Below are 26,315 nucleotides of genomic sequence, written 5' to 3' on the forward strand. Positions count from 1 at the left end.
GGAGTCGTGCGCTATGGCTGACTATCAGTTTTCCACCGTCTGGCGGGTTGAGGCTTCTGTACAGGAGGTCTGGGAGATCCTCTGCCATCCAGATTTGTGGCCGGAATGGTGGGAAAGTCTGGAACAGATTATCGAGTTAAAGAAAGGAGATGTCCGGGGAATTGGCGCCCTGCATCGCTATACCTGGAAGGGGGCGCTCCCGTATCGCCTCACCTTTGATATCCATGTATTAACGATTCAACCTTTATGCCTGTTGGAAGGGGAAGCCAGCGGCGAGGTGGAAGGGCGTGGCGTGTGGTCTTTGACCGAACGGGGGAGGGAGACGATCGTCAGGTATGACTGGGATATCCGCACTAACGCCCGCTGGATGAACGTGCTTGCGCCGCTGGCGGGTCCCATTTTTCGCTGGAACCATGACAGGGTGATGCGCGACGGCGCAAAGGGTTTAGCCCGGCGATTAGGCAGGCGTGTCGAGGTATCTGTGGGTTAAAAGAGCTCAACCCTGCACGCCCGGAACCTGGCTTAGTGCTCATCCTTAACGGTACCGGCTCGCTGAGGTGTTTTGCGCAGACTTTTTTGTTGCCGATCACGATGGTTTATTTACAGGAACAGAAGGCATTAACGCCGCCATCAACAAAGTGCAGACGCAGCACCCCGGTTTCATCTTCACTCCGATAAATCCCTCTTAAACCGAAATCCCTGATATTGATATCCGGATTCAGCCACTGATGATAGTAGCTTGCCGCAGTTACACATAGTCCTCACGATTGAGTTGAATTGCTCAGAAAATATCCTGTAACACGAAGCGACAGATGCCCAAGGGCAAGGCTTCTGCTATGAGCGAGAAGCGGACATAGCGGACAATGTATTCGCCAGCTACTCCCACGTAAAGTGTGCTTAAATCAAAAGGATCCATCTTAATAAAGTATAGTGAAGGCATGATACATTAGGGGATAAAGTTGCGAGTTCAAACAAATCGATTGTACCTTCGGCCTGTAATCTCATCAGACGTAAACGATCTATTCAAAATTTACGGTGATCCCGCTACGAACACTTTTAATCCTGCGGGACCATATCCGGACATTGATCATGCAAAAATGGTTATGAATCGCTGGCTCGACCATTGGCAAACTCATGGGTTTGGAAACTGGGCAATTTCGCTTCTTACTAACCCTGAAAAAATCATCGGTTTTGGCGGGCTGGGAATTCGTAATTATGATGATATCGTTATCAATAATCTTGGATATCGCTTATCTACAGAGGCATGGGGGAAAGGCCTGGCCACAGAATTTGCCATATACGCGATAAAATTTGGATTTGATGATATTAAGTTAACCGAAATTTCAGCTGTTGTTCGAGAGAATCATCTGGCGTCACAGAAAGTGCTTCAGAAGTCGGGGTTAAGATATGTCAAAGAGATTCATGATGTTAAAGATGCACCTCCAAGCCTTCTGTATTCGATATCAGTGAATGAGTGGTTAAGAAATTTAGAAGTGAACGCATCCGTTTAAAATTCCCTTTCAAGTCCATTAGAGGATTTAACATACTTATCTGGACAACGTCCGCTTCTGGCACAAAGCGGACCCTTACTGAGTTAAGATTTAGTCCAGATACGTATCCTCTGCTTTAGCCGTCAAGGGCTAAATAAACCCATGGGTAACTACTATGCGCAATATTACTTTCAGCTATAACCCGAACATAATCTGTAATAAGCAGGAGAGAGGATGAATAAGGGCGCCTAATAGAAAAAGCGTGAAAAAGGCGCTAATTAATCGCCTTAAGTCAAATTAACGCCGGTTAACAGATCCCCAGGCGCAACGTTGTGTAAGTGGTTGTTAAGATTAATCTTAGAATGAGCGGCAATAAGAACTAATCATTAGAGAAGCTAAATGTTTTGACGTAAATTCATTCGCAAAAATTATGTTACAAATCATGCGAATTTATTCACAACCAAGGACGTTTAGCTTATGGGGATCTTAAAACCTGGTTTATTACTGACCGCTTTTGTACTGACTGCATGTGGCGGCGGAGGCGGAGGCGGTGGTGGTGGCGGTGACAGTACGCCCCCGGTAACCACTGCGCCTGTGGAAACGGATAACGGCAACACGGGTACCACCCCGGAAACGCCTGCCACCACACCGGAAACCCCTGCCACGGCACCGGTCAGCCTGACTACCGGCGGTACCCTTTCTGGTTGGACTTACACCACCCCTGAGGGCCGTGAATATATGATGCGCGGCACCGGGATCTCTGCGGGCCTGGTGCAAACCCAACGGCTCACCCGTGACGACCATTCCCCGGTCTCCTCAACCTCATGGTGCTGTGGCCGTATGAGTTACACCACGTTCGGTACCTGGACACAGTATGAAAAAGGTCAGCATGAGGTCTTCTACACCGGGGATGCCACGCTCGCAGCTAACGTGCCAACCCAGGGAACGGCGACCTATGTGGGTCACGGTATGCGTGAAAATATCCTGAGCGATGCCAGCTTTAACATTGATTTCGCGGCGAAAACCATCAACGGCACCATTGCTGGAAATGATACCTTTGGTAGCGAAATTGCGATGCAGGGCAACATTGCCAACGGTGGTTTCACCGGTAATGCGCAATCCGGCGGGCAGGCGGGGACCTTCACCGGACATTTCAATGGTCCCACGGCTGAAGAGTTAGGTGGTCTGGCGCAGTTTGCAGACACGACTAAAAACGCATCCTTTGGCGCGACACGTCAATAAATCGTTTTCCGGTCAGCCCAGCTGACCGGACCTTCAGATGGTAAGCCTTTCTATGAATATTTTGCGTACTGGCGCACTGAGTTTGCTCTGCCCGCTCAGCGTTGCGTTTGCTGCGCCGCCGGAAACTGACTCAATTCCTGCAGCTACCCACTTTGAACGACTGACCACGCCGGAAAAGCGCACCGGGCCTGGCGATAAGACGCTGCATGTTACTAATGCGCAACTGGCGGAACAGCCAGAGCTGGCGATGGCGCTGCTCGATCAGGCCATTCAAGAAGAAAAGTGGCCGATGGTTCGTGCCATTTTACCTGTCTATGCGGCGTCACCCAATCCGGATTCAACCCTGATTCATTTTGCAAAAGCCGGTCTGGCGCGCAGTCAGGGGCATTATGCAGAGGCGATCGAACACTATCGCGCTATTCTGAGTCAGCATCCTGACTATGCTGCGGTGCGTCTGGATTTAGCGCGTGCCATGTTTGAAAATCGGCAGTTTGACGCGGCTGATTATCAGTTTCGACGTGTGTTACAAAGCAATCCGCCTGAGAATATTCAACAGGTCATTGCACAATATCTTGAGCGCATTCAGAAAGGCAGCGCATTAACGGGTTCATTCAGCGTAAGCTATCTGAATGACAGCAATGTGAATAATGCGTCATCAGGTAAAACCATTCGGGTTGGCGATCGTCTGTTTATTCGTAATAAAGATAGTTTCCCTCAGCGCGGGGAAGGTTTCTGGTTCAATGGGGCATTACAAAAAGATGTTCAACTCTACGATCAGCATGGCTTGCGATTTCTGGGTACGGTAAACGGTAAGAGCTACTGGAATAATCATGATTTTGATGATATTACCACCCGTGCTTATGCTGGCTATCAATGGCGTAATTTCCGGCAACAATTCGCGCTGTTACCTTTTTATGAAAAAAGATGGTATGGCACCGAGGCCTATTCTTCTGGGCCTGGCGTCCGCGCCGAATACAGTTATTTACTTACGCCCACCTGGCAGGTGAGTCAGGCGCTGGAATATCAGAAACTGGATTATGATAATGAAGATTATCGATTCCTGCGCGGGCAAAATCGTTACTCTTCCACAACCCTTTCCCATGCCTTCAGTAACCGGGTGTCAGGATTTGCCGGCTTCGATCTGCTCGATCAGCAGACCTTCACGCGCAGTGAATCTAACCATCGGGTAGGTTTGCGCAGCGGGGTGCAGGTAGATATGCCCTGGCAGCTCTCTTTTGCCGCCACCACGGCCATTGCCAGACGCAATTACCAGGCCGACAGTGATATCTTCTCGACGCGACGGAAAGATAACGAACAGATCTATAACTTCTCGCTCTGGCATCGCGACCTCTATTTCTTTGGGGTTATGCCGAAACTGAATTTCACTTATAAGCAGGTCGATAGCAATATTGATTTTTATGATTATCGACAGAGGAATGTCACGCTTTCTCTGGATAAGAATTTTTAACAGACGTTTGCCAGGCCATTTTACTGAGTATGCAGAACACGTCTGATACGAAAGGGTGAAATTAACATGAAAAGCACGCTTCGGCGTGTTTTTTATTTTATAGGTTGGTAAAAGTTCACCGTGGATGCTAACTTTTTTGAGCGGCATTCAGGTGTTTTTTTAAAACAAGTAGTCTTTGATTGAATAATGATAAATAAGAAGGAAGTATGAGATTTTAAATTTGTCTATACTTTTTTGTTTATTTTTTAGCTATCGCATTTTCGTCATCTTTTAGCCACGGATAAATGCAAAGCTCACGTTAAAACAGAGATAAAGGGATAGCTATGCTCAGAGTTTCCTGCCCCTCTTGCGTTATTAATCCCTTGCGTTCGGGACGATATTTATTAATGGTGAGCATGTTATTCCCGACATGGGTATACGCCGGGATGTCGACCTACGACGAACTTATAATTCAGGCACGGGAGGGCGACCGCCAGCCTTTATTGCAATACCTTGCTGTCCGGGAAAAGCAGACACAGTTAACGGCGGGAGAGATTGCTGACTGGCTTCAGGTTTCCTCATGGGCCAATAATGACGCTGAGACGCTGGCGGTATGGGAGCGTTATCGCCAACACATGGCCATCCCTGCCAGAGGGCAGGTCGCTGCCGCCCGCGCGCTGCGTAACCAAAAGCAGTGGAATGCCTCGCTGGCCGTCTGGGAAAGCGTTCTGCAAGATGAACCCGGCAATAGCGACGCCCGCACCGGCTGGATAATGACGCTCGCAGATGCCCATCGCAACGAGCAGGCCGTCACCGAAGCCCGGCGCTGGGCAGACGAGGAGCCGGGGCCAGAGAGAGAGGCCCTGCTGGCTTATGTTTATCATGCTCAGGGGAAAAACTGGGATTCAGTACTGGCAGCCAGCCACCTCGATACCGATTCAGACCGCAACAAAAATGTGGTGCCCACGCTGTTGGCTGCCATGTCGGCCAGCCGCATTGCCGGCCCTGCGCTGACCCTTTCAGAGCGCTTCCCGCAGCCTGATGCCATTACACGTCAACTTGAACTGGATGCGGCGGCGCAAACCGTCCGCGCTGCGTTCACGCCCACCCGCAATGAAGATGAACGTTTCTTGGTGGCAGATAAAGCACTGGCTCGCTATGACGCGCTGATTGCCGCATGGGAACAACATCCCGAGGCGCAAGCTGATGTGCGACGCGCCAGAATTGACCGGCTGGGGGCGCTGGTTATCCGTAAACGCATGGCTGAAGCAATCGCCGAATTTGAATCGCTTGAGGCGAACGGAACGCCCGTACCTGACTACGCCAGAAGATGGGTCGCATCTGCCTATCTTGCGCAGAAGCAGCCGGACAAAGCCGAGTCGCTGCTTGAAAGCATCTATTTTCCGCGTGGCTCGACCCTGGCATCCACGCCGCTGACCATGGACGATCAACAGGAACTGCTCTATGCCCGTCTCGATAACAACCATTTCGACGAAGCGAAGCAGCAACTGGATGACTACAGCAAAGAGAGCCCTTATCTGCGAAAGATATATGGTTCTCCCACACCGCAGCCCAATGACAACTGGCTGCTGGCCAGAACCTTACAAACCGAATATCTGGTGGCCGTGAATGATTTGCCCGCAGCCGAGAAGCATGCGGAGCGGTTGGCGCGCACAGGATCGGGTAACCAGGCACTGCGTATTGCCTATGCCTCAGTGCTGCTGGCGAGAGGATTACCGCGTGCCGCAGAGCGCGAACTTAAGCTTGCCGAAGTCATTGAACCCAGCAACCTGACCCTGGAAAGGCAACAGGCATGGACGGTCATGGAGCTACAGGAGTGGCAACAGGCCGAGGAACTCACAAAAGATGTGGTCAGCCGCAGCCCGGATGATGCCGCCACGTTGCAGCTTGAGCGGCTGATGGCGGTGCATAACAAAGCGGAACTGCGGATAGCCGGATCTCAGGGCATCTCATCCGACAACCCGGTCAGTGGCAAAGATGATTTCACCCTCAACACTGCGCTTTATAGCCCGCCTGTTAACCAGAACTGGCGACTGTTTACCGGATACAACTTTGCCCGCGGCGAGTTTGAGGAGGGGAAGGGAATAAGCCGGGACCTGCTGGCGGGGGCGGAATGGACGTCACGGGATCTCTGGGCCGAAATGGAGATCTCCGGGCGCAACGATAACACCGATCAGAAAATCGGCGGACGCCTCTCCGGTTGGTACGATTTCAGCGACAACTGGCGGGTCGGAGGCTCGGCGGAGCGGTTATCCCGTAACACGCCGCTGCGTGCCCTGCGCAATGGGGTAAACGCTAACGGTGGCGATCTGTGGTTACGCTGGTATCAGAACGAACGACGCGAATATCAACTTTCACTTTCCGGCGCCCATTTCACCGACGGCAACGATCGACTGGAGTACGGCATCAGCGGTAAAGAGCGCCTCTGGACGTCGCCACGTTTTACGCTGGATTTTATCCCTGGCATCGGCGGTAGCCATAACAGCAAAGAAGATGTGCCTTATTACAACCCCAAACGTGATCTTTCGGCGGTGGCAGGGCTGCGCGCCGAACAGGTGCTGTATCGCCATTACGACACGGTCTGGAAGCAGCAGTTTGAAGCGGGAGCGGGTGGTTACTGGCAAAAAGGGCACAGCGCTGGGGCCATCAATCAGTTTGGTTACGGGCAACGTATTCAATGGAATAACGTAGTGGATGCCGGGGTGAAACTGACCTGGGATAAGCGTCCTTACGACGGGAAGCGGGAGCGCAATATTGCCCTCGCATTTGATCTGAATGTCAGGTTTTAAGGGCGCATCATGATGAAACGATGGCTTCTCGCCGCGAGGGTAATCGTCGGGTGGATGATGATGAGCATGTGTGCACTGGCCGCGGCACCACGTTATCTTCCTCCTGCCGAACGGCCGGCGCTCTATGCGGACCAGCCCTGGCCCAAAAACAGCTTTCTTGTGCTGGCCTGGCACGACGTGGAGGACGGCGCCGCCGATCAGCGCTATCTCTCCGTGCGCACCAGCGCCCTGAACGACCAGTTTGCCTGGCTGCATGATAACGGCTACCAGCCGATTAGCGTACAGCAGGTGCTGGATGCCCATGCAGGAAAAAGCACCTTGCCCGAAAAGGCGGTGATGCTGACCTTTGATGATGGATACAGTAGCTTCTCGACGCGCGTTCTGCCGCTGCTTCGGTTGTTCAAATGGCCTGCTTTGTGGGCGCCTGTCGGCAGTTGGGTGGATGCACCGGAACATTCGCTGGTGGATTTTGGCGGACTAAAGACGCCGCGGGAAAAATTTGCCACCTGGAAGATGGTACGCGAGGCCAGCGAGTCGGGGCTCGTGGAAGTGGGTGCGCACACCTGGGCATCCCATTACGGTCATCAGGCCAATCCACAAGGCAGTCAGGAGCCCGCAGCCGCTAACCGTTTCTACGATAAAACCAGCGGGCAGTACGAAACGGATGCGCAGTTTGAAAAGCGTATAAATGCCGACCTGGCGCGCATTTCAGGCAAAATCAAAGAGGTCACCGGGAAAGCACCGCGAGCCTGGGTCTGGCCCTACGGTGCGGCGAGCGGGACAACGCTGAAGCTCACGCATCAACAGGGCTACCAGATGGCTTTCACCCTGAACCAGGGGCTGGCGAATACCGCTAATCTGGAAGATATTCCCCGGGTGCTGATTTCCAATAACCCTTCGCTGCGTAGCTTCGCCAGCCAGATAGCTCAGGTCAGAGAACCTGAAAACATGCGGGTTATGCATATCGATCTCGACTATGTCTACGACAAAAATCAGGCTCAACAACGTAAAAATATCGATCTGCTGATCCAGCGTGTTTTCGATATGAAGATCACCCATGTCTTCTTACAGGCCTATGCCGATCCGAAAGGGGACGGCAACGTCAATGCGCTCTATTTCCGCAGTCGCTGGCTACCGATGCGGGCGGATCTGTTTAACTTCGTTTCCTGGCAGTTGCAGACCCGTGCCGGGGTGAAGGTTTACGCCTGGATGCCGGTACTGGCGTTTGGGTTAGACCCCTCGGTGCCTCGCGTGGCGGCGTGGTCGCCAGACAACGGACGGATTGCGCCAGATAACCGCCATTATTTGCGCTTATCACCCTGGAATGCGGTTGCCCGGCAGAGAATCAACGACATCTACGAGGACCTGGCGCGCCATGCCAACTTCAGCGGCATTCTTTTCCATGATGACGCTTTTCTGACCGACTTTGAGGATGCCTCCCCGGATGCACTCAAAGCCTATCGTGCAGCAGGCTTCCCGGACAACCTCGCGGAGATACGCGCCAATCCGCAACTGCTGGCGCGCTGGACGCGCTTTAAAAGTCGCACCCTGATTGATTTTACCCGACAGCTCACGCAAACCGTGCGTGCCGTGCGCGGCCCGCAGATCAAAACTGCCCGCAACATTTACGCCATGCCGGTACTGGATCCGCAGAGCGAAACCTGGTTTGCGCAGAATCTGAATGATTTTCTCAGCACCTACGACTGGACAGCGCCGATGGCGATGCCGCTGATGGAAAATGTCCCGGTCAACGAGGGCAATGCCTGGCTGGACAGACTCGTCGGGCGGGTCGCCCGTTTCCCTGGCGCACTGGATAAAACGGTTTTTGAACTTCAGGCCCGGGACTGGCGTAAGGGGGCAGGGCAGGACGCTATTAGCGGTGAAATGCTTAACGGGTGGATGCGGCAGCTCAAGCTGAGCGGTGCCGGAAACTATGGCTACTACCCGGACGATTTCATTAACGATCAACCCCGGATGGCAGAGATCCGTTCTGCTTTTTCCTCCTACTGGTATCCGCAAAAATGACCGATCGCCTCATCGCCTTCCTGATCCTTTGCCTGATGTTCAGTTTTCCGCTCGGCGTGGCGGTGATTTTTACCGGTGAAGTGATCCTTAATTTCGTCTTTTTCTGGCCGCTGTTTATGTCGGCTCTCTGGATAAGCGGTGGGCTTTATTTCTGGCTTCACCGCGAGCGCCACTGGCCATGGGGGCCGGGCACACCGCCACCTACGCTTGCAGGCAATCCGCTGATTTCCATTCTTGTGCCGTGCTTTAACGAAGGGCTGAATGCACGTGAGACTATCGAAGCGGCGCTGGCGCAACGTTATGAAAATATAGAAGTGATTGCTATCAATGACGGTTCTATAGACAACACTGCAACCGTACTGGACCAGTTAGCGAGTAAATATTCGCGGCTGCGGGTGATTCATCTGGCGGAAAATCAGGGCAAAGCGGTCGCCCTGCAGGCAGGTGCCGCGGCGGCGCGCAGCGACTTTCTGGTGTGTATTGATGGGGATGCGCTGCTGGACAGAGATGCGGCGGTGTATATGGTCGCACCGCTGCTTAATCACCCTCGCGTGGGGGCCGTGACCGGTAATCCGCGTATCCGTACCCGTTCAACGCTGATTGGGCGAGTCCAGGTGGGGGAATTTTCATCTATCATCGGCCTCATCAAGCGTACCCAGCGCGTCTATGGTCAGGTCTTTACCGTTTCCGGTGTCATTGCCGCTTTTCGCCGTCGCGCCCTGGCAGAGGTGGGGTACTGGAGCCCGGATATGATCACGGAAGATATTGATATCAGCTGGAAGTTACAACTGCGCCATTGGTCAATTTTCTTCGAACCTCGTGCGCTGTGTTGGATTTTGATGCCCGAGACGCTGAAAGGGCTCTGGAAGCAGCGTCTGCGCTGGGCGCAAGGGGGCGCGGAGGTGTTTATTGTCAACATGCGTCGCTTGTGGAGCTGGGAGTACCGGCGCATGTGGCCGCTGTTTCTTGAGTTTTGTATGTCAACCGCATGGGCCTTTGCCTATGCCGTCAGCATTCTGCTGTTTCTCATCGGGCTGCTTATTCCGATGCCCGAGTCTTTATATGTTCAGCACCTTTTCCCACCGGCTTTTACTGGCCTGATGCTGGGCGTGGTCTGTCTGTTGCAGTTCGCGGTCAGTCTGTTTATTGAGAGACGCTACGAGAAAGGTATTGCGGCGTCACTGTTCTGGGTTATCTGGTTTCCGGTGGTGTACTGGATGTTGAGCCTGTTCACTACGCTTGTGGCTTTCCCGAAAGTCATGCTGCGCCGCAAACGCAGCAGAGCTCGTTGGGTGAGTCCCGATCGCGGTATTGGGAGATTAAAACCATGATCCAACCATTAATTTTTACTGAACAACGGCTGTTTCCACGCGCGCTGGATCTGCTGTTAACTATCGTTGCCTGGCTGGGGTTTAGCTGGCTCATTTACAGAGGTCTGATAAGCGCGATTGAACATGATCCCTTTCTGGGGACGAGGCCGTTCTACACCACGCTCAGCACGTTGAGTATCTACCTGCTGGTGGCCTGTCTTATCGATCTGGCGCTGATCGGTTGGGCAAAATACAACCAGCTGCGCTTTCGTGTCGAACGCCGTAAGCGTCGGCCTGGACTTGAGCGTCATGAAGTGGCGGCAAGTTTCAATATCACCCCCGAACTGGCGCTAATGATGAATCAGGCCCAGGTTTTTACTCTCGCCCATTATGATACGGGGGCAATTGACCGCGTGTGGATGGCGAAAATCCTCGCTGACGTGCGGAGCGAGTAACGCAAAACCTGCCGGTCATTCTGGATGTTTACTGGCAGGTTTTTATGGATTGCCTGCGGCTCGCTGACGAAGTTAAGTTGTATTAGCGCAAAAAAGGCAGCCCGGAAATGCCAGGTGGCTTAAGATTGAAAAGGGTGTATCGCGGGATACACTTTATTTTTGCAAGTTGCGGTCAGGCTGGCCCTTGCCGAAACGCTCGGGCTGGCATTACTTTACAAATTGCCGCTTGCCCGCTGGCGGCTCGCTCACTATCCTCATTGCCCATGACTATCTTGACCGGTCCGACTCAACATAAAAAAAGGCAACTGAGAGCCATCGCGCTGCTTTTCGTTGCCTGCGTTGTCATGCTGATCTGTCTGACCCAGCGGGCCGCTATCCTGCATCACATGCAGGTCAAAGCCGCCACGCTCTCGTTGAGTGCTGAACATAGCTCGCAGGAACTTTCCTCCCCAGGGTTGTCACCCTGCGAATTGAGCGCCCACTCGCTGCTCTCCGCTCAACCCCTTCATTTTGATAACCTTCTGCTGTTACCCGGTCTGCTGGTTCTCGTTTTAGCGGTGCTGATCAAAATCAGCGTCCTGCCGAGGCCAGTGATCCTGTTCCGTCCTCCGCTCCTTCGAATACATCTCAAAAACTGCGTTTTCCGTGAATGACTGACATGGCTGTACCTGTTTAGTCAATTTTTCACGGAGAAAACTATGAAAACGCTTTTCAGGAGCCTGTGGTTCCTGTTGTTCAGCCTGTCCGCGGCCTGCGCTGCGGTACCGGGCTGGCCGATGACGCCTGACAAAGCCCATGCTCAGGTGCATGTCTGGCACGATGCGCCAGCAGACGGCAAAATTCGCCTGCTGCTGGATGTTACCCCTGATGAAGGGTGGAAAACCTACTGGCGAACCCCCGGCGACGGCGGCTTTCGGCCGGTAATAGAGTGGGCGTCGCAGGCCACTACCCAGTGGCACTGGCCGCGTCCCGTGCGCTTTACTTCCGCTGGCTTTAGCTCGGTCGGCTACGACCGTCGGGTGGTGTTTCCGCTGGAAATCACCACCGACGAGGTGCAGCGTTTGCGCGGGAAACTGACGCTTTCGCTGTGCAGTAACCTCTGCGTGGTTAACACATTCCCGCTGGATATCAATCTTGCCGCCGGTCCGTCGGCGGACTTTGCCAGCGCCTGGGATGAGGCGATGCGGGCGGTTCCTGCGACACACGGCGCGATAGCGGTTAAATCCGTCGCCACGGATCGCGACACCCTGACGGTGAAACTGACCTCGCCGCAAGGCTGGTCCCGGCCCGAGCTCTTCACCGATAACCCGACGGAGGCGACGCTTGCCCCGCTTCAGACAGCGGTTCAGGGTGACACCCTGACCGCACGGTTTAGCGTCAGCAACAGCCAGGGAGAGCCGCTGGCGGCCAACGGTTTGCAACAGATCGCGCTGCTGGTCAGCGACGGCGCGCAGAGCCAGCAGCTTACGGTTGAGCTCAGCCCCGGTCCCTCCACCACGCTCTGGCAGATCCTGGCCGTGGCGCTGGCGGGTGGTCTGATCCTCAACCTGATGCCCTGTGTGCTGCCGGTACTCGGAATCAAACTCGCTTCGCTGATGACCCTGGCAGAGAGCACGCGACGCCAGACACGGCTGCGTTTTCTGGCGACGGCGGCCGGGATCATCTTCTCGTTTCTGGTGCTGGCGGCGGTCGTTACCGGCCTGCGGCTATCCGGGGCCTGGATTGGCTGGGGCTTTCAGTTCCAGAATCCGTGGTTTATTGGCGCGATGGTGCTGGTGACGTGGATCTTTTGTTTCAGCCTTGCGGGCCTGCTGGAAATCCGCCTGCCTTCCACGCTTACCACCCGGCTGGCTACCGCCGGCGGGAACGGCATCGGCGGGAGTTTCCTGGAAGGCGCGTTTGCAACCCTGCTCGCCACGCCCTGTACGGCACCTTTCCTCGGTACTGCCGTGACCTTCGCGTTAGCGGCGCCTGTCCATCAACTGTGGCTGGTCTTTTTGGTGCTGGGTATCGGGATGAGCCTTCCCTGGCTGGCGATCGCCATGGCCCCCGGCGTGGCGCGCTGGCTGCCGAAGCCCGGCCCCTGGATGGGCAAACTGCGTCTGGTGCTGGTGCTCCTGATGCTGGGCTCCTGCATCTGGCTGATGACACTGCTGGTCAAAGAGTGGGGCGCGCGATATGTGTTGATTGGCGGCGGCCTGATGGTGGCGTTGTTCCTCTACCGCTGCGCAAAGGCCATGCCGCATCACAGAGAGAATCTGCGCAGCCTGGCGTTTGGCGTGCTTTTTGGCGCCGGGCTGTATGCGTTTCTGGCCCCGCAACCCCAGGGGAAGGAGGATTCTCCCCTCAACTGGCAGCCGCTGAGTGAGGCCGCGCTCAGCGAGGCGCTGGCTGCCAGAAAGCGCGTGCTGGTGGATATCACCGCTGACTGGTGTCTGAACTGCCGGGTTAATGAGGTTATGGTGCTTCATCGCCCTGAAGTGGTGGCGGCTTTAAACCGCGACGACGTGGTCCTGCTGCAAGGTAACTGGAGCCAGCCCTCGGCGGAAATCGAGCAGTTCCTGCGCCGCTACGGCGCCAGCGGTATCCCGTTTAACGCCATTTTTGGTCCTTCACGTCCGCAGGGACATGTTCTGCCCTCCCTGCTGAGCAAAGAGGCCTTACTGACCGCGCTGGCGAAGGCCGAGGCGGCTACACCATCTGATTTTACTGAGGAAAAATAATGAAGAAGATCCTGTCCCTGTTGATTCTGACGTTCAGCGCCGCCACGCAGGCGCAGCCCGCTGATTTACCCGAACCTGTTAAGCAAATCCAGAAGCAGGGCATCGAAATCATCAAGCCGTTCAGCGCGCCCGGCGGCGTAGAAGGCTGGCTGGGCAAATATCAGGACATGGGCGTCACGCTCTATCTCACACCGGATAAAAAACATGTTGTTTCAGGCTATATGTATGATGCCCAGGGCAATAACCTGAGCGAGAAGCTCATCAACGAGGAGATCTATATTCCCGCCGGGCGCGAAATGTGGAAACAGCTCACCGCCGCGCCGGGGATCAAAGAGGGCAGCGCGGACGCGAAATGTCAGGTGGTGGTGTTCGCCGATCCTTTCTGCCCCTACTGCAATAAGTTCTGGCATCAGGCGCAGCCCTTTATCAAGGATAAAAGCATCAGCACCACAACCCTGCTGGTGGGCGTGATCCGCCCGGACAGCGCACAGTATGCGGCGGCCATCCTCTCCGCGAAGGATCCGGCTAAAGTCTGGTATGACATGGAGAGCAGCAACGGCAAAACCAAACCGGCGCTGACGAGTAATACCCCACCTGCGGTGTTTAAGCAGATAGAGCATAACCAGCAGTTGATGACGCAGCTCGGCGCCAGCGGTACGCCTGCCATCTATTACCTGAATAAAGATCGCACCCTGCAGCAGATCGTCGGCTTGCCGGATGCTAAGCAGATGGCCGATCTGGTGGCCTGTAAATAAGCGACGCCTGCTTTAACCCTCTCCGCGTCCTGCAAAAGGTCGCGGAGAGACGCTGGCGTGTGATACTGGTACAGGGAATACTTGTTCAACAGCAGCCGTGTTCGTGCCGCAACGGCTGCTGTTTTTTATCTGTGTTTGATTGTTAACGCGGCGGGGCAGCTTTGATACAGAGCTGCCCTTATCATTTAGCAATGGGAAGGTCAGCATATCGGGTGGTGTATCGCGGGGATAGCATTTCTCGCTTCATCTGCCATTGTTGCTGGATCCCTTGTCCGGCAAAATAAAGCGTCCCATGACCGTTTTCAGCATTCAGGTGATCCAAGATATTCATCAGCTTTTGGCTATTTTTCCGGGGTGGATTCTCGTCAAACAGATTAAGTTGTGCGACGCCCTGGCTATAAAAATCTCCCAGCATGACGCCTGCTTTCTGATACCGATGTCCATTTTTCCAGATTGCGTCTAAACAGCGGATAGCCGCGCCGATGATATCTCTACTGTCCTGAGTCGGAGTGAGCAACGTGACTGATGCATTATTACTGTAGTAAGGCTCGTTCAGCGTAAACGGTGAGGTTTTCACAAAGACCGAAATAAAACGGCAGTACTGGTGTTCGGCGCGCAATTTCTCGGCGGCGCGTACGGCATAGCTACAGATGGCCTGACGCATCTCTTCATATTCAGAAATGCGGCTACCGAATGAACGAGAACAGATAATCTCCTGCTTTACGGATGGGAACTCTTCCAGCTCAAGGCAGGGTTGACCGCGTAATTCGCGGACCGTTCTCTCAAGCACGACGCTGAAGTGTTTTCTGATGAACCCTATATCGGTATCTGCCAGCTGTAATACTGTTTTGATGCCCATACTTTCAAGCTTTTTTGTCAGACGTCGACCCACACCCCACACTTCTTCGACGGGTAGAGCGGCCATCAGTTTTCTCTGGCGATCCACATCAGACAAGTCAACCACGCCTCCGGTCTGCCGCTGCCATCGTTTTGCCGCATGATTTGCCAGCTTTGCCAGGGTTTTAGTCTGTGCAATTCCTACCCCAACGGTCAGATGCGTGCGCTGTAAAACAGTGGCTCTGATTTCGCGTCCAAACTCCGAAAGATCGCGACAGTTACGCACGCCGGTAAGGTCACAAAAAAGCTCGTCAATGGAGTATCTTTCGCAGCGGGGAGACATCTCTTCAAGCGTCGCCATCACCCGGTTGGACATATCTGCATAGAGTTCATAATTGCTACTGAAGCAAACCACCCCATGCTGCCTAAAAAGATCTTTTTGTTTGAAGTACGGCTCACCCATTTTCACAAAGGGTTTTGCTTCCGCAGAACGTGCGATAACACACCCGTCGTTATTTGATAAAACGACGACTGGCTGGCCCTTCAGGTCGGGGCGAAAAACGGTTTCGCAGGAAGCATAAAAAGAGTTCACATCGCAGAGTGCAAACATGATCAGCTCCCGAATTTCACGACAATGTTCTGTGCGGGGCCTGGTAAAGCACAGGGAATAAAAGCACTGAGCATAGGGAATGCCACGATCTGGTGTAACCTGGTAGATGTGAAAAGCAGCATTATGATTATCGCTAAATTTACTGTGTTTATATACAGTATTGTATGTCGGTAGCAAAGATCAAGGGATGGGAACCTTCTGGACACTGAATCGCCACAGATAATCTAGACACTTCCGAGCCGCTGATAATATTGGTTTTCGTATTCAGTTGGTGGCATATGATCACTCGAACCATGCCGACGCTTACTGTTATAAAACATTTCGATGTAATCAAAAATATCACCGCGGGCTTCTTCTCGCGTTCCGTAGATCTTTTTCTTTATCCGTTCACGTTTCAGTAGCTGGAAAAAACTTTCTGCGACTGCGTTGTCATGACAGTTACCGCGACGGCTCATACTGCCCTCCAGCCCGTATGATTTCAGGAACGACTGCCACTCATAGCTTGTGTACTGACTGCCTTGATCAGAATGAACCAGCACCTGCTTTTGAGGATTACGTCGCCACACGGCCATCAGAAGTGCATTCAGGACAATATCCTTTGTCATCCGGGGCTGCATTGACCAGCCAATAACTTTGCGCGAGAACAGGTCAACAACCACAGCCAGATACAGCCAGCCTTCGTGAGTCCGGATGTAAGTGATGTCCGTTACCCAACGCTCATCCGGTGCTTCCGGGTTGAACTGCCGCTGGAGCCTGTTGGGCGTCACGATGCTGGTTTCACCCTTACGTGCCCGTGGGCTACGGTACCCGACCTGAGCCCTTATCCCGGCTCGCTTCATCAGTCGCCAGACACGGTTAACTCCGCACTGTTGTCCGGTATCCCGCAGGTCGAGGTGGATCTTGCGATAACCATAAACGCAACCCGACTCCAGCCAGAACTGCTTTATCAGCCCCGTCAGCCTCAGGTCAGCATGATGCCGCCGTGAATCCGGCTGCTGAAGCCAGGCGTAAAAACCACTCGGATGCACATCCAGCACCCGACAAAGCAGTCGGACAGGCCAGCAATGGGTGTTGTCACGGATAAAGGCGTACCTCAGTCGGACAGCTTTGCGAAGTACGCCGCGGCTTTTTTTAATATGTCCCGTTCGTCGGTAACCCGCTTCAGCTCTTTCTGGAGGCGTCGGATCTCGGCCTGAGCGTCTGACTGGACTTTATTGGTTGAGGAATCCGGGCCATATGCCTTTATCCAGGCATAAAGACTGTGGGTGGTGATACCGAGACGTGTTGCCACGCTGGAAACAGAATGGCCGCGATCAACAACCTGTTTTACCGCTTCAATTTTAAACTCTTCGGGATAACGCTTACCGCTCATGGGCACCTCTCTTTAAGTCATCTTAAATGACTCTGAGGTGTCTGTTAAACCCGTGGCGATTCACATTAAATGAATTCATAAAAGACTTACCACCGGTTCCTTTTGTACGACCAAGCATCCGAAGTTTTATCGCTCAGTTGGCGATAGGTGAGCGCCGTGAGTTCAGAAAACAACTCAGGACGGTATTAACGGGCGATACGGCCTTTCATATCCGACGCCTCGCAGCAGAATCTTTCGCTGAGCAAACACCACAGAATGACGACTGGCCTTTAATACGTGATTTACGCGAACATTTACGTGATGTTTTTCAGGTGATTTATACTGCTGGTAGAACGGTTGAGTGGCATCATTTCTGGCTCAGATATCTGGTTCCCTATTTCAAAATAATTCAAGATAACGAAGGAATAAGAATGCATGTTCATCGTATTGCTCAATGGGGTAATACTGATACGTCTGGAGCAATAACTTTCTGGATGGAAGTGCTAGACTTGAATTGGTTTGATGGTAATGAAATTGCAGATCAATTGGCAATGCATCTATCCAGAATAAAACCAGATAACGTAGCCTTAATCGTACCTTTGGTTAAACGCCTGCTTAAAATGCCACGATCTGAGCATAGTTCCTTAGGCAAGATCGTGGCTATCTGTGTAACTGCAGGAGCAATAGGTGATGATTTACTCTGGCAGTATATAACAGAAGAAATTAGAGAGGAAGATATATTAGGTTATCGATTTAATCACAGTTTACGTTGCCAATCACATGAGTTTGATAATGAAAGATTTCTGCATCACCATATGGAGAAATCAAATGATTTATTAGACTTGGCTTTAAATGCAATCGAATGTTGGAGCAAAAAACGTTCATCACGTTATGGTAACATTTGTTTAGGTTATGGGCATGGTTTTCTGAGTGAAACGTCTTTCGCGGTCACTCATAGTAAACGGGGTGTACACCATAAATATGGTGTTGAAATTCTTTTTGATGCAGTTGAGGCTGCTATTTTCCATCAAGCAGAAATACATTCAAATTGGTGGCAAATAAATTGCGAGCGTATTTGCTTCAATCAGGAAGGGGCTTTTGTTTATTTTGGAATACTGGCGTGTGCTGCGTCACCTGGTTCCAATATTGATATAATAGGCCGCATGCTGAATGACCGGAATATGTTGGAGTTTGAGCTTTCGTATGAATTGGGAAAATTGATACAATCAGCATTTAGTTTGCTTTCCTGGCAAATACAAGATGCGGTAATGGCGTGTATTTTGTCTGTGCGAAGTGAATATACTTCAGATGATAGCAATCTATGGAGATTGAAAGCACAAGCAGAGTATATCGCATCGATCCCTTGCCATCTGCGTTCCGCTCACTTGCAAACAGTCTTCGATGAATATGAAAGAATAGCTGGTACAATCATCTTGCGGCCTCATACTTATTCCCAAAGTGGCTGGGTTAGCGCTCCTTTCTCTTATGATGTTTTTCTAAATATCACCAATAGTGGAGTATTGAAGCTATTATCTCATTATGAAGGATACAATCGTTGGGATTGGAATGATTTTCTTGTTGGAGGAGAGGAACAGGTTGGTAGGCAGTTAAGCGAAGCAGCCTCTCGACAACCATCAAGATTTATTATGTTTTTGCATGATTACTGGTTAGATATACCGTCAAAGTTCCGTGATGATGTTTTGGATGGCGTCATTACTTATCTTGCCCATCGTTATGGAAATTTAAGCACTAACGGTACATGGGAAGCAATCGAAGAGCCTGATGCAAACTTTCTGGCAGAACAGATCCTTGATGAATTGGAAAGACACCCTACGCAATGGCGGCGTAAACGTATATCAGCCAAAGCTATTGAAGCTTGTGCCAATGTTATACAAGATCTAAAAGTTGTAGAACGCTTGATTTTTTTGGCTATAGATTTCGCAGGTCTTATTGAGGAGGACTCCATCGAAGGTGACAATATTGATTTAATTAATAGAGGTATCAATATGGCAAAAGGTGATGTTGCAGATGCCCTGATGATTCTAACTAATCGTATTTTGGAACGAGATGAGCAACTTCCCGCTTTGCTACCACCTACGTTGCGACGCTTTGCTAACGATGAGCATCCAGCTATTCGTGCATTAATATTACAACGTTTGCCATTCTTGCAAAGCAAGGTTTTTGATTTGGGTTGGAATTTATTTGAGATTGCTATAAAAGAGAGCGCAGGGCTTTGGACTATTGCCGAGCGGTAATGCTGCCAACTTACTGATTTAGTGTATGATGGTGATTTTAAGGTGCTTGCGTGGCTTCCATTTCCATCAGATGTCCTTCCTGCTCCGCTACTGAAGGCGTGGTGCGTAACGGCAAAAGCACTGCCGGACATCAGCGCTATCTCTGCTCTCATTGCCGTAAAACATGGCAACTACAGTTCACTTACACCGCCTCTCAGCCCGGTACGCACCAGAAAATCATTGATATGGCCATGAATGGCGTCGGATGTCGCGCCAGTGCACGCATTATGGGCATTGGCCTCAACACGGTTTTACGTCACTTAAAAAACTCAGGCCGCAGTCGGTAACCTCGCGCATACAACCGGGCAGTGATGTGATTGTCTGCGCTGAAATGGACGAACAGTGGGGCTACGTCGGTGCTAAATCACGTCAGCGCTGGCTGTTTTACGCGTATGACAGGATACGGAGGACGGTTGTGGCGCACGTCTTCGGTGAACGCACTCTGGCCACACTGGAGCGTCTTCTGAGCCTGCTGTCGGCTTTTGAGGTCGTGGTATGGATGACGGATGGCTGGCCGCTGTACGAATCACGCCTGAAGGGAAAGCTGCACGTTATCAGCAAGCGTTACACTCAGCGCATTGAGCGACATAACCTGAATCTGAGACAACATCTGGCAAGGCTGGGACGGAAGTCACTGTCGTTCTCAAAATCGGTGGAGCTGCATGACAAGGTCATCGGGCATTATCTGAACATAAAACACTATCAGTAAGTTGGAGTCATTACCTTGCCGAGCAATGTCTTTATTATGCTTACCACAATCATTATGAAAAAGTAAAACCTCTATTGCTTCGTCTTCGTAGTGAGGGTATTGATAAAGATCTTGAAACATGGGGGCGCATTTCAGCTTTAGCTAACATTACTGGATATATAGACTTTAACGAATTTATCGCAGATTTGAGGATTCTGAATTCAACCGAAGCTTGGCTTGGTGCAGCTACTGTCTGGACAAATATTGAGAATCTTCAACAACATCGGGATAAGTGTCTGGCAGGAATCGACGCAGGTTTAAAAACGCAAAATAAGAATGCGCTTGAAGTGGCAGGGCAGTTAGCACTTATTTTTGACGATAATAACAAATTAGTTTTTTTATCAATCGAGCTTTTTTCTTGCTGCTTTTCAGTCTTGAAAAAATATAATCGTGATGAGAATAAATATCATCTATTTTTCAGGGTTCATGAATGGCTAAATGCCATTTCGCAACAGGACCCGGCACAAGCTTTGGCTTTGGTAGAAATTTATTTGGACTATATTTACTATAGTAAGCACTATCTATATGACCATAATGACAGTCTTTCTCAGTTAATGACTCGCCTATTTGCGGAGGCCGAAGAAAGAGAAGAGTTTGACTCTGGAGAAATGTTAAAACGCGTGGTGGCAATACAAGACATGTTGCTTTCTATGGGAGTTGAAGGCGTTGCGGATTGGTTAAAGGCAGCGGAGCGCCCATAAGTGAATTGATCGACTCGAGCTGCAAAATACTGAACCCATGGACATATTAGGGCCAAAAAACACTAAAAAGGTATTTTTCTATGGACATTTTGTTTGAAGGTAACTAGCTCACTTAACTGAAAAAATTTCATGTCCATAATCGATCATCTTTCCTTTAAATTGATGAGGCGTTTTGCGATCTTACCGGGGTCAGCAACTGTTACAATCTGGACGCCTTTGGCCGCGAAATCCGCCGAACGGTACTACAACATACACACCTCACCGTCGGGGTAGGGATTGCGCCCACCAAAACCCTCGCCAAACTGGCGAACTTTGCGGCAAAAAAATGGCAGCGGCAGACCGGCGGCGTGGTCGATTTATCCGGCGTTGAGCGTCAGCGCAAGCTGATGGCGGCGCTGCCCGTCGAAGAGGTATGGGGCGTCGGGCGACGGTTGAGTAAAAAGCTCAATGCGATGGGCATTCATACCGTGCTGGATCTGGCGAACACTCCCACCGACCTGATTCGCAAGCATTTCAGCGTGGTGCTGGAGCGTACCGTCCGCGAGCTGCGCGGCGAGTCCTGCCTGGGGTTTGAAGAGTTTGCCCCGCACAAGCAGGAGATCATCTGCTCCCGCTCGTTCGGCGAGCGGATCTCAGACTATGAGGCGATGCGCCAGGCCATCTGTAGCTATGCTGCCCGCGCCGCCGAGAAGCTGCGGGCCGAGCACCAGTACTGCCGGTTTATTTCGGCTTTCGTGAAGACCTCGCCGTTTGCGCTGAACGAGCCTTACTACGGCAATAGCGCCTCCGTCAAACTGCTGACGCCAACCGAAGACAGCCGGGACATCATTAACGCGGCGACGCGCTGTCTGGATCTCATCTGGCGAGAGGGGCTACGCTATCAAAAAGCGGGCGTCATGCTGGGGGATTTTTTCAGCTCTGGCGTCGCGCAGCTTAATTTATTTGATGAAAATCCGCCGCGCCGCAATAGCGAAAAGCTGATGGCTCTCGTCGACAAATTAAATGAGCAAGGGCGCGGAACAATCTGGTTTGCGGGGCAGGGAATAGAGCAGCAGTGGCAAATGAAAAGGGAGATGTTGTCTCCGCGATATACCACACGTTTTTCGGATTTACTGCGCGTCAAATAAATGGCTTTCACTAAAATAGTGCAAAGCCTGAAAGTAAATATTTGTCGAAAAGGAAAGATATATCCCTGGACGATCAATAATTGCGCTATGGTGGTGGTTCTACACACCTGCCCGGAGGGGCTATTCCCAACATAAAATTTGAGTGCCCGGTTTGCAAGAGCAAGCGGTTTCGTTTTACCTCTTTTAGCCCTACGCAAACCCAACCTCATGGTGCTGTATGTTCCGTCTGCGGAACCCGACTCACCGCACATTCATGCGTGCCAATGCCAAAACGAAGACGCTGGCCAAAACAGGTGGTTTAGGTGTTAAAAGGGGGGGCTAATGCTGGCCCTCCCGATAAATGATTTTGCCGCTACGCTGACGACATTTTATATTAACTGCCGTTTCGTTATTCCTGAAAAATAGCCAGCTTTATTTTTACGGCTCGCTTATTTTATTAATTAATTCTGGCCCCTGGTTTTTTACGTTTCCCACCGCCCGGGTGACAGGATGCCAGTGGAAATCATCTGCGGGAACGGCGCCGCTCTGCGCAATCTCTTCTGCTTCTTTACCGCTTACCGTCTCGCGGAGCCATTCACGTGCCGCCTGCGGCGTCAGTACCAGCGGTCGTCGATCGTGAATATCCACCAGCCCTTTATCCGCTGCCGCGGTCACAATCAGGAATCCTTCCGCTTCATCCCCGCGTGCGAACGGCGTACTGCCGATCGCGGCCATAAAGAGGGGCTGTCCATCGGCACGGTAGATGAAGTAGGGCTGTTTTTTCTCTCCCTCTTTTTTCCACTCGAACCAGCCGTCGGCAAAGACAATCGCCCGGCCATGGTTCCATAGCGGTTTAAACATCCGGCTGGTGGCGGCGGTTTCGTGCCGGGCATTGATCAGCGGGGCTTTATCCCACCAGCCAGGGGCGTAACCCCAGAATACCGGGTCGAGATGTAACAGGTCGTCGCGCTCGCTGAGCAGCAGCACTTTGGTGCCGGGCGCAACGTTATAGCGCCCGATGGGTTCCGGGTCGTAGGGGATGTCGCAGTCTGCTTCATCCGCCAGAAAAGCAAGATACTCTTCCCGGGTCTGGGCCTGGGCGAAACGTCCGCACATAGTTACCTCCGGTGGTTTTTCTTAAGTATAGAGGGTGAATTTCCCGGAACTGTAACCTCAGCGGCGGACGGTTGTGCTAAAAGCGATTAACGCGTCACCACCACATCGGTAAAGGTAAAGCGTTTTGGTTGCCCGTCGGCGTGATAGCCGATGCGCAGCGTGCTGGCCGGTAACCGAAAAACGGGTAGATGGAATAACACCAGAATCAGGCGTATTGATGGGAATATCTACCGGGATGATGCTGCGTCAAGCATCGGGCATCTCAGGCGGGTTTAAGACCCCTCCGGATGACAAAATCCATCGACTAACTGCTTCAGAAGGCAAATAAGCCCGGCCAAAATCAGCAGAAAGGCCAGCGCGGTGAATAAAACAATCGTCATCCTCGACTCCATGTTCTCAGTTTTGTTTGGTAAAAATCTTAGATCGCATTTTTCATTTGTCATTATCTTCCGGGTATTTTTCTTATTGCTGGCAGATTCGATGCCGGTCAGAGGCGGACATATCCAGGATGAGGCCCTATAATCCTCCACGCCTGAAAACCTTCTGCTCTGAGGATCCCAGATGACGACCTTTTATCAACTTACGGCCACCAGCCTGCGCGGTCAGCCCATTTCTATGGCCGACTATGCGGGGAAGGTTGTGCTGGTGGTGAACACTGCCAGCCAGTGTGGCTTTACACCCCAGTACGCTGGTCTTGAAAAACTCTACAAAAAGTATGCCGACCAGGGGCTGATAGTGCTGGGTTTCCCCTGCAATCAGTTCGGTAAGCAGGAGCCTGGCGGCGCGGACGACATTGCCCAGACCTGTCACGTCAATTACGGCGTCAGCTTCCCGATGTTCGGGAAAGTGGAGGTCAATGGCGCAACAGCGCATCCTCTGTTTCGTTATCTGAAAGAGGCGTTGCCCGGCGTACTGGGGGGACGAATCAAGTGGAATTTCACCAAGTTCCTTATCGGACGCGACGGCAAACCGCTCAAACGTTTTGCACCGATGACCACTCCGGAGAAAATGGAAGCCGCTATCGTCGCTGCACTTGAACGCTGATTAATGCAGGCGAACCAGAGAGATGAGAGGGGAAAAGCCGGGCGCGCTGCGCTTGCCCGGCCTGAAGACTTATCGCGCCGCCAGCTCCCGGCGGATAATCTCTGCTCCTGCGCTTAACGCATTGAGCTTGCCGTTAGCCACCTGACGGGACAGCGGGGCCATTCCGCAGTTGGTCGACGGGTAGAGCTTGTCGGCATCCACAAACTGCAGCGCTTTGCGCAGCGTAGCGGCCACTTCCTCTGGCGTCTCGATGGTGTTGGTTGCCACATCAATGGCGCCGACCATCACCTTTTTACCGCGGATTAGCTCCAGCAGATCCATCGGCACGCGCGAGTTGTGGCACTCCAGCGAGATGATATCGATATTCGAGGTCTGCAGTTTGGGGAACGCCTCTTCGTACTGGCGCCACTCTGAACCCAGCGTTTTCTTCCAGTCGGTGTTGGCTTTGATGCCATAGCCGTAGCAGATGTGGACAGCGGTTTCGCACTTCAGCCCTTCAATGGCGCGCTCCAGAGCGGCGATCCCCCAGTCATTCACCTCATCAAAAAAGACGTTAAAGGCGGGTTCGTCGAACTGGATAATATCAACCCCGGCCGCTTCCAGCTCTTTGGCCTCCTGGTTGAGAATTTTTGCAAACTCCCAGGCCAGTTTTTCCCGGCTTTTGTAGTGGTTGTCATAGAGCGTGTCGATCATGGTCATCGGGCCCGGCAGCGCCCATTTGATCGGCTGGGTGGTGAGCTGGCGTAAATATTTCGCATCATCAACGAACACCGGCTTCTGACGGGCCACGGCGCCGACCACGGTCGGCACGCTCGCATCATAGCGGTTACGGATTTTAACCACTTCGCGTTTCTCAAAATCGACGCCGCTGAGGTGCTCGATAAAGGTGGTGACAAAGTGCTGGCGCGTTTGCTCACCGTCGCTGACGATGTCAATGCCAGCCCGCAGCTGATCGTCGAGGGACAAACGCAGCGCATCTTGTTTACCGGCGAGCAGTTCTTCGTTCTGCAATTTCCACGGCGACCAGAGGGTCTCCGGCTGCGCCAGCCAGGAGGGTTTCGGCAGGCTGCCGGCAGTGGAGGTGGGGAGCAATGTTTTCATAACAGGTGACCTTATTGTTTTAATTGAATCAACGCGCGTACTGAGCAGACCATTGCTCAAGAAGAGTTTTGTACGGTTTGATAAAGTGTTTCTCGGTAAATTTTCCCTGCTCAATGGCCAGCTGGCTACGCTCTTCGCGGTCGTAAACAATTTTGGTCAGGGAGTGATCCTCGTTAGTCAGGCTGGGCTGGTAACAGTGCCCGGCGACCGAATTCGCGTTGTAAATCTCAGGGCGATAAATCTTCTGGAATGTCTCCATCGTACTGATGGTGCCGATAAGCTCCAGGAAGGTGTAATCGCTCAGCAAATCGCCGGTGAAGAAAAACGCCAGCGGCGCGGCGCTGTGTGGCGGCATAAAGTAGCGCACCTGCAGGCCCATCTTTTTGAAGTACGCTTCTGTTAACGAAGAGCCCTGTTGCTGGTACTCAATGCCTAAAACAGGATGGGCATTACCGATGCGGTGATAGACATTTTTATTGGAGACGCTGAGGCAGATAACCGGCGGCTTGCTGAAATTGGCCTTATATTCATCGGAATTAACGAAGTGCTTAAAGATATTGCCGTGCAGTTCGCCAAAATTAGCCGGAATAGTGAAGGTCGTCTGCTGTTTATTATGATCCGGCAGAAGAACGCTAAAATCGTAATCCCGGACATAAGAGGAGAAGTTATTCCCGACGATCCCTTCAATGCGCTCGTTGGTTTTTTTATCAATGATGTTGGTTTTTAAGATCTCAATCGCCGGGAAGGTGGCGTGATTGTTTTCTCCCGCGATATTCATCTCTACGGAGATGATGTCCAGCTCTACGGAATAACGATCGCCGTTCGGGTTGTCCCAGTGCGCTAACGCATTGAAGCGATTGTCAATCATCACTAACGTATTGCGCAGGTTCTGCTGACGGCTTTCCCCGCGGGCGAGGTTGGCAAAGTTGGTGGTGATCCGCGTGTTTTCGGATGGGTTGTAATTTTCATCGAAACGACTGTGGGTAATCGTGAAGGTGAAAGCGTTATTCATGGTGATGTTTCCCGGCTCTGACATAAAGACTGAAATCCCCTCGCGGTTACAGAAGTCAGTCTGTATGTTGCTAATACGTTAATATGGCTTAAGTTATGCCAGAGCCGGGGAGGGAGTGAAAGCGACTAAATTTCATTG

20 protein-coding genes and 1 pseudogene are annotated in these 26,315 nt (G+C 52.1%); 16 read left to right on the forward strand and 5 right to left on the reverse strand.

The genetic code is table 11. The features are described from left to right. Positions 1-13 precede the first annotated feature (13 nt). The 11 genes from DVA44_RS11240 to dsbG all read left to right on the forward strand — a co-directional run bounded on the left by DVA44_RS11240 (position 14) and on the right by dsbG (position 14,257). A complete protein-coding gene (locus DVA44_RS11240; RefSeq protein WP_114314831.1) occupies positions 14-490 on the forward strand; it encodes an SRPBCC family protein in 477 nt (158 codons plus the stop codon). 469 nt (positions 491-959) lie between these two features. Beyond that, the gene (locus tag DVA44_RS11245) at positions 960-1,511 is read left to right on the forward strand and encodes a GNAT family N-acetyltransferase (protein ID WP_114386852.1); all 552 of its coding nucleotides are present in this window, start codon (positions 960-962) and stop codon (positions 1,509-1,511) included. A gap of 456 nt (positions 1,512-1,967) precedes the next feature. Next, positions 1,968-2,732, forward strand: coding sequence for a Slam-dependent surface lipoprotein (locus tag DVA44_RS11250; RefSeq protein WP_114386854.1), 765 nt, complete (start codon positions 1,968-1,970; stop codon positions 2,730-2,732). A 52-nt stretch (positions 2,733-2,784) separates the two neighbouring features. Beyond that, complete coding sequence (locus tag DVA44_RS11255; protein WP_168194477.1) at positions 2,785-4,200, forward strand: porin family protein; 1,416 nt, start codon at positions 2,785-2,787, stop codon at positions 4,198-4,200. Between the two features lie 323 nt (positions 4,201-4,523). Beyond that, a complete protein-coding gene (gene pgaA, locus DVA44_RS11260) occupies positions 4,524-6,989 on the forward strand; it encodes a poly-beta-1,6 N-acetyl-D-glucosamine export porin PgaA (protein ID WP_371413856.1) in 2,466 nt (821 codons plus the stop codon). Positions 6,990-6,998: 9 nt separating this feature from the next. Then, positions 6,999-9,014, forward strand: coding sequence for a poly-beta-1,6-N-acetyl-D-glucosamine N-deacetylase PgaB (pgaB, locus tag DVA44_RS11265; RefSeq protein WP_114386858.1), 2,016 nt, complete (start codon positions 6,999-7,001; stop codon positions 9,012-9,014). Next, positions 9,011-10,345 carry a poly-beta-1,6-N-acetyl-D-glucosamine synthase gene (gene pgaC, locus DVA44_RS11270; protein ID WP_114314836.1) on the forward strand — a complete coding sequence of 445 codons (1,335 nt, stop codon included), beginning with the start codon at positions 9,011-9,013 and terminating at the stop codon, positions 10,343-10,345. Before pgaB ends, pgaC begins: the two co-directional genes overlap by 4 nt. Next, on the forward strand, positions 10,342-10,779 hold the full coding sequence (gene pgaD / locus DVA44_RS11275) for a poly-beta-1,6-N-acetyl-D-glucosamine biosynthesis protein PgaD (RefSeq protein ID WP_103822101.1): 438 nt from the start codon (positions 10,342-10,344) through the stop codon (positions 10,777-10,779). The genes pgaC and pgaD overlap by 4 nt, the downstream gene beginning before the upstream one ends. A gap of 263 nt (positions 10,780-11,042) precedes the next feature. After that, the gene (locus tag DVA44_RS11280) at positions 11,043-11,432 is read left to right on the forward strand and encodes a copper-binding protein (protein WP_168194478.1); all 390 of its coding nucleotides are present in this window, start codon (positions 11,043-11,045) and stop codon (positions 11,430-11,432) included. Positions 11,433-11,477: 45 nt separating this feature from the next. Further along, positions 11,478-13,502 carry a protein-disulfide reductase DsbD gene (locus DVA44_RS11285; RefSeq protein WP_114386860.1) on the forward strand — a complete coding sequence of 675 codons (2,025 nt, stop codon included), beginning with the start codon at positions 11,478-11,480 and terminating at the stop codon, positions 13,500-13,502. After that, the gene (gene dsbG / locus DVA44_RS11290; RefSeq protein ID WP_114386862.1) at positions 13,502-14,257 is read left to right on the forward strand and encodes a thiol:disulfide interchange protein DsbG; all 756 of its coding nucleotides are present in this window, start codon (positions 13,502-13,504) and stop codon (positions 14,255-14,257) included. The genes DVA44_RS11285 and dsbG overlap by 1 nt, the downstream gene beginning before the upstream one ends. A gap of 181 nt (positions 14,258-14,438) precedes the next feature. Here the strand turns inward: dsbG and DVA44_RS11295 are convergent, their stop codons facing one another. Continuing rightward, complete coding sequence (locus tag DVA44_RS11295; RefSeq protein WP_114386864.1) at positions 14,439-15,704, reverse strand: Y-family DNA polymerase; 1,266 nt, start codon at positions 15,702-15,704, stop codon at positions 14,439-14,441. 224 nt (positions 15,705-15,928) lie between these two features. Continuing rightward, a protein-coding gene (locus DVA44_RS11300; RefSeq protein WP_114386812.1) for an IS3 family transposase occupies positions 15,929-17,076 on the reverse strand; the annotation gives its coding sequence in 2 pieces (ribosomal slippage) (positions 15,929-16,839 and positions 16,839-17,076; 1,149 coding nt in all). A gap of 26 nt (positions 17,077-17,102) precedes the next feature. On the opposite strand from DVA44_RS11300, the gene DVA44_RS11305 reads away from it, so the two are divergent. The 4 genes and pseudogenes from DVA44_RS11305 to umuC all read left to right on the forward strand — a co-directional run. Beyond that, positions 17,103-19,310, forward strand: coding sequence for a hypothetical protein (locus DVA44_RS11305; RefSeq protein WP_139157099.1), 2,208 nt, complete (start codon positions 17,103-17,105; stop codon positions 19,308-19,310). Between the two features lie 50 nt (positions 19,311-19,360). Further along, a protein-coding gene (locus DVA44_RS11310; RefSeq protein ID WP_225321516.1) for an IS1 family transposase occupies positions 19,361-20,058 on the forward strand; the annotation gives its coding sequence in 2 pieces (ribosomal slippage) (positions 19,361-19,610 and positions 19,610-20,058; 699 coding nt in all). 74 nt (positions 20,059-20,132) lie between these two features. Further along, positions 20,133-20,798 (forward strand): hypothetical protein, encoded by a 666-nt coding sequence (locus DVA44_RS11315; RefSeq protein WP_114386868.1) that lies wholly within the window; start codon positions 20,133-20,135, stop codon positions 20,796-20,798. Between the two features lie 158 nt (positions 20,799-20,956). Continuing rightward, positions 20,957-21,925, forward strand: a pseudogene (gene umuC, locus DVA44_RS11320) (translesion error-prone DNA polymerase V subunit UmuC); the annotation flags it as partial. A gap of 417 nt (positions 21,926-22,342) precedes the next feature. On the opposite strand, the gene DVA44_RS11325 reads toward umuC, so the two are convergent. After that, positions 22,343-23,020 (reverse strand): SOS response-associated peptidase, encoded by a 678-nt coding sequence (locus tag DVA44_RS11325; RefSeq protein ID WP_114314840.1) that lies wholly within the window; start codon positions 23,018-23,020, stop codon positions 22,343-22,345. Positions 23,021-23,581: 561 nt separating this feature from the next. On the opposite strand from DVA44_RS11325, the gene DVA44_RS11330 reads away from it, so the two are divergent. After that, the gene (locus DVA44_RS11330) at positions 23,582-24,064 is read left to right on the forward strand and encodes a glutathione peroxidase (protein ID WP_114386870.1); all 483 of its coding nucleotides are present in this window, start codon (positions 23,582-23,584) and stop codon (positions 24,062-24,064) included. A 69-nt stretch (positions 24,065-24,133) separates the two neighbouring features. On the opposite strand, the gene DVA44_RS11335 is transcribed toward DVA44_RS11330, so the two are convergent. Together DVA44_RS11335 and DVA44_RS11340 are read right to left on the reverse strand one after the other, a co-directional pair. Continuing rightward, the gene (locus DVA44_RS11335; RefSeq protein WP_103822095.1) at positions 24,134-25,165 is read right to left on the reverse strand and encodes a methionine synthase; all 1,032 of its coding nucleotides are present in this window, start codon (positions 25,163-25,165) and stop codon (positions 24,134-24,136) included. 28 nt (positions 25,166-25,193) lie between these two features. Continuing rightward, positions 25,194-26,177: a DUF1852 domain-containing protein gene (locus DVA44_RS11340; RefSeq protein WP_114388409.1), complete on the reverse strand. Its 984-nt coding sequence runs from the start codon at positions 26,175-26,177 to the stop codon at positions 25,194-25,196. Between the last annotated feature and the right edge of the window lie 138 nt (positions 26,178-26,315).

The sequence above is a fragment of the Leclercia sp. W17 genome (assembly GCF_003336325.1).
Lineage (GTDB): Bacteria > Pseudomonadota > Gammaproteobacteria > Enterobacterales > Enterobacteriaceae > Enterobacter.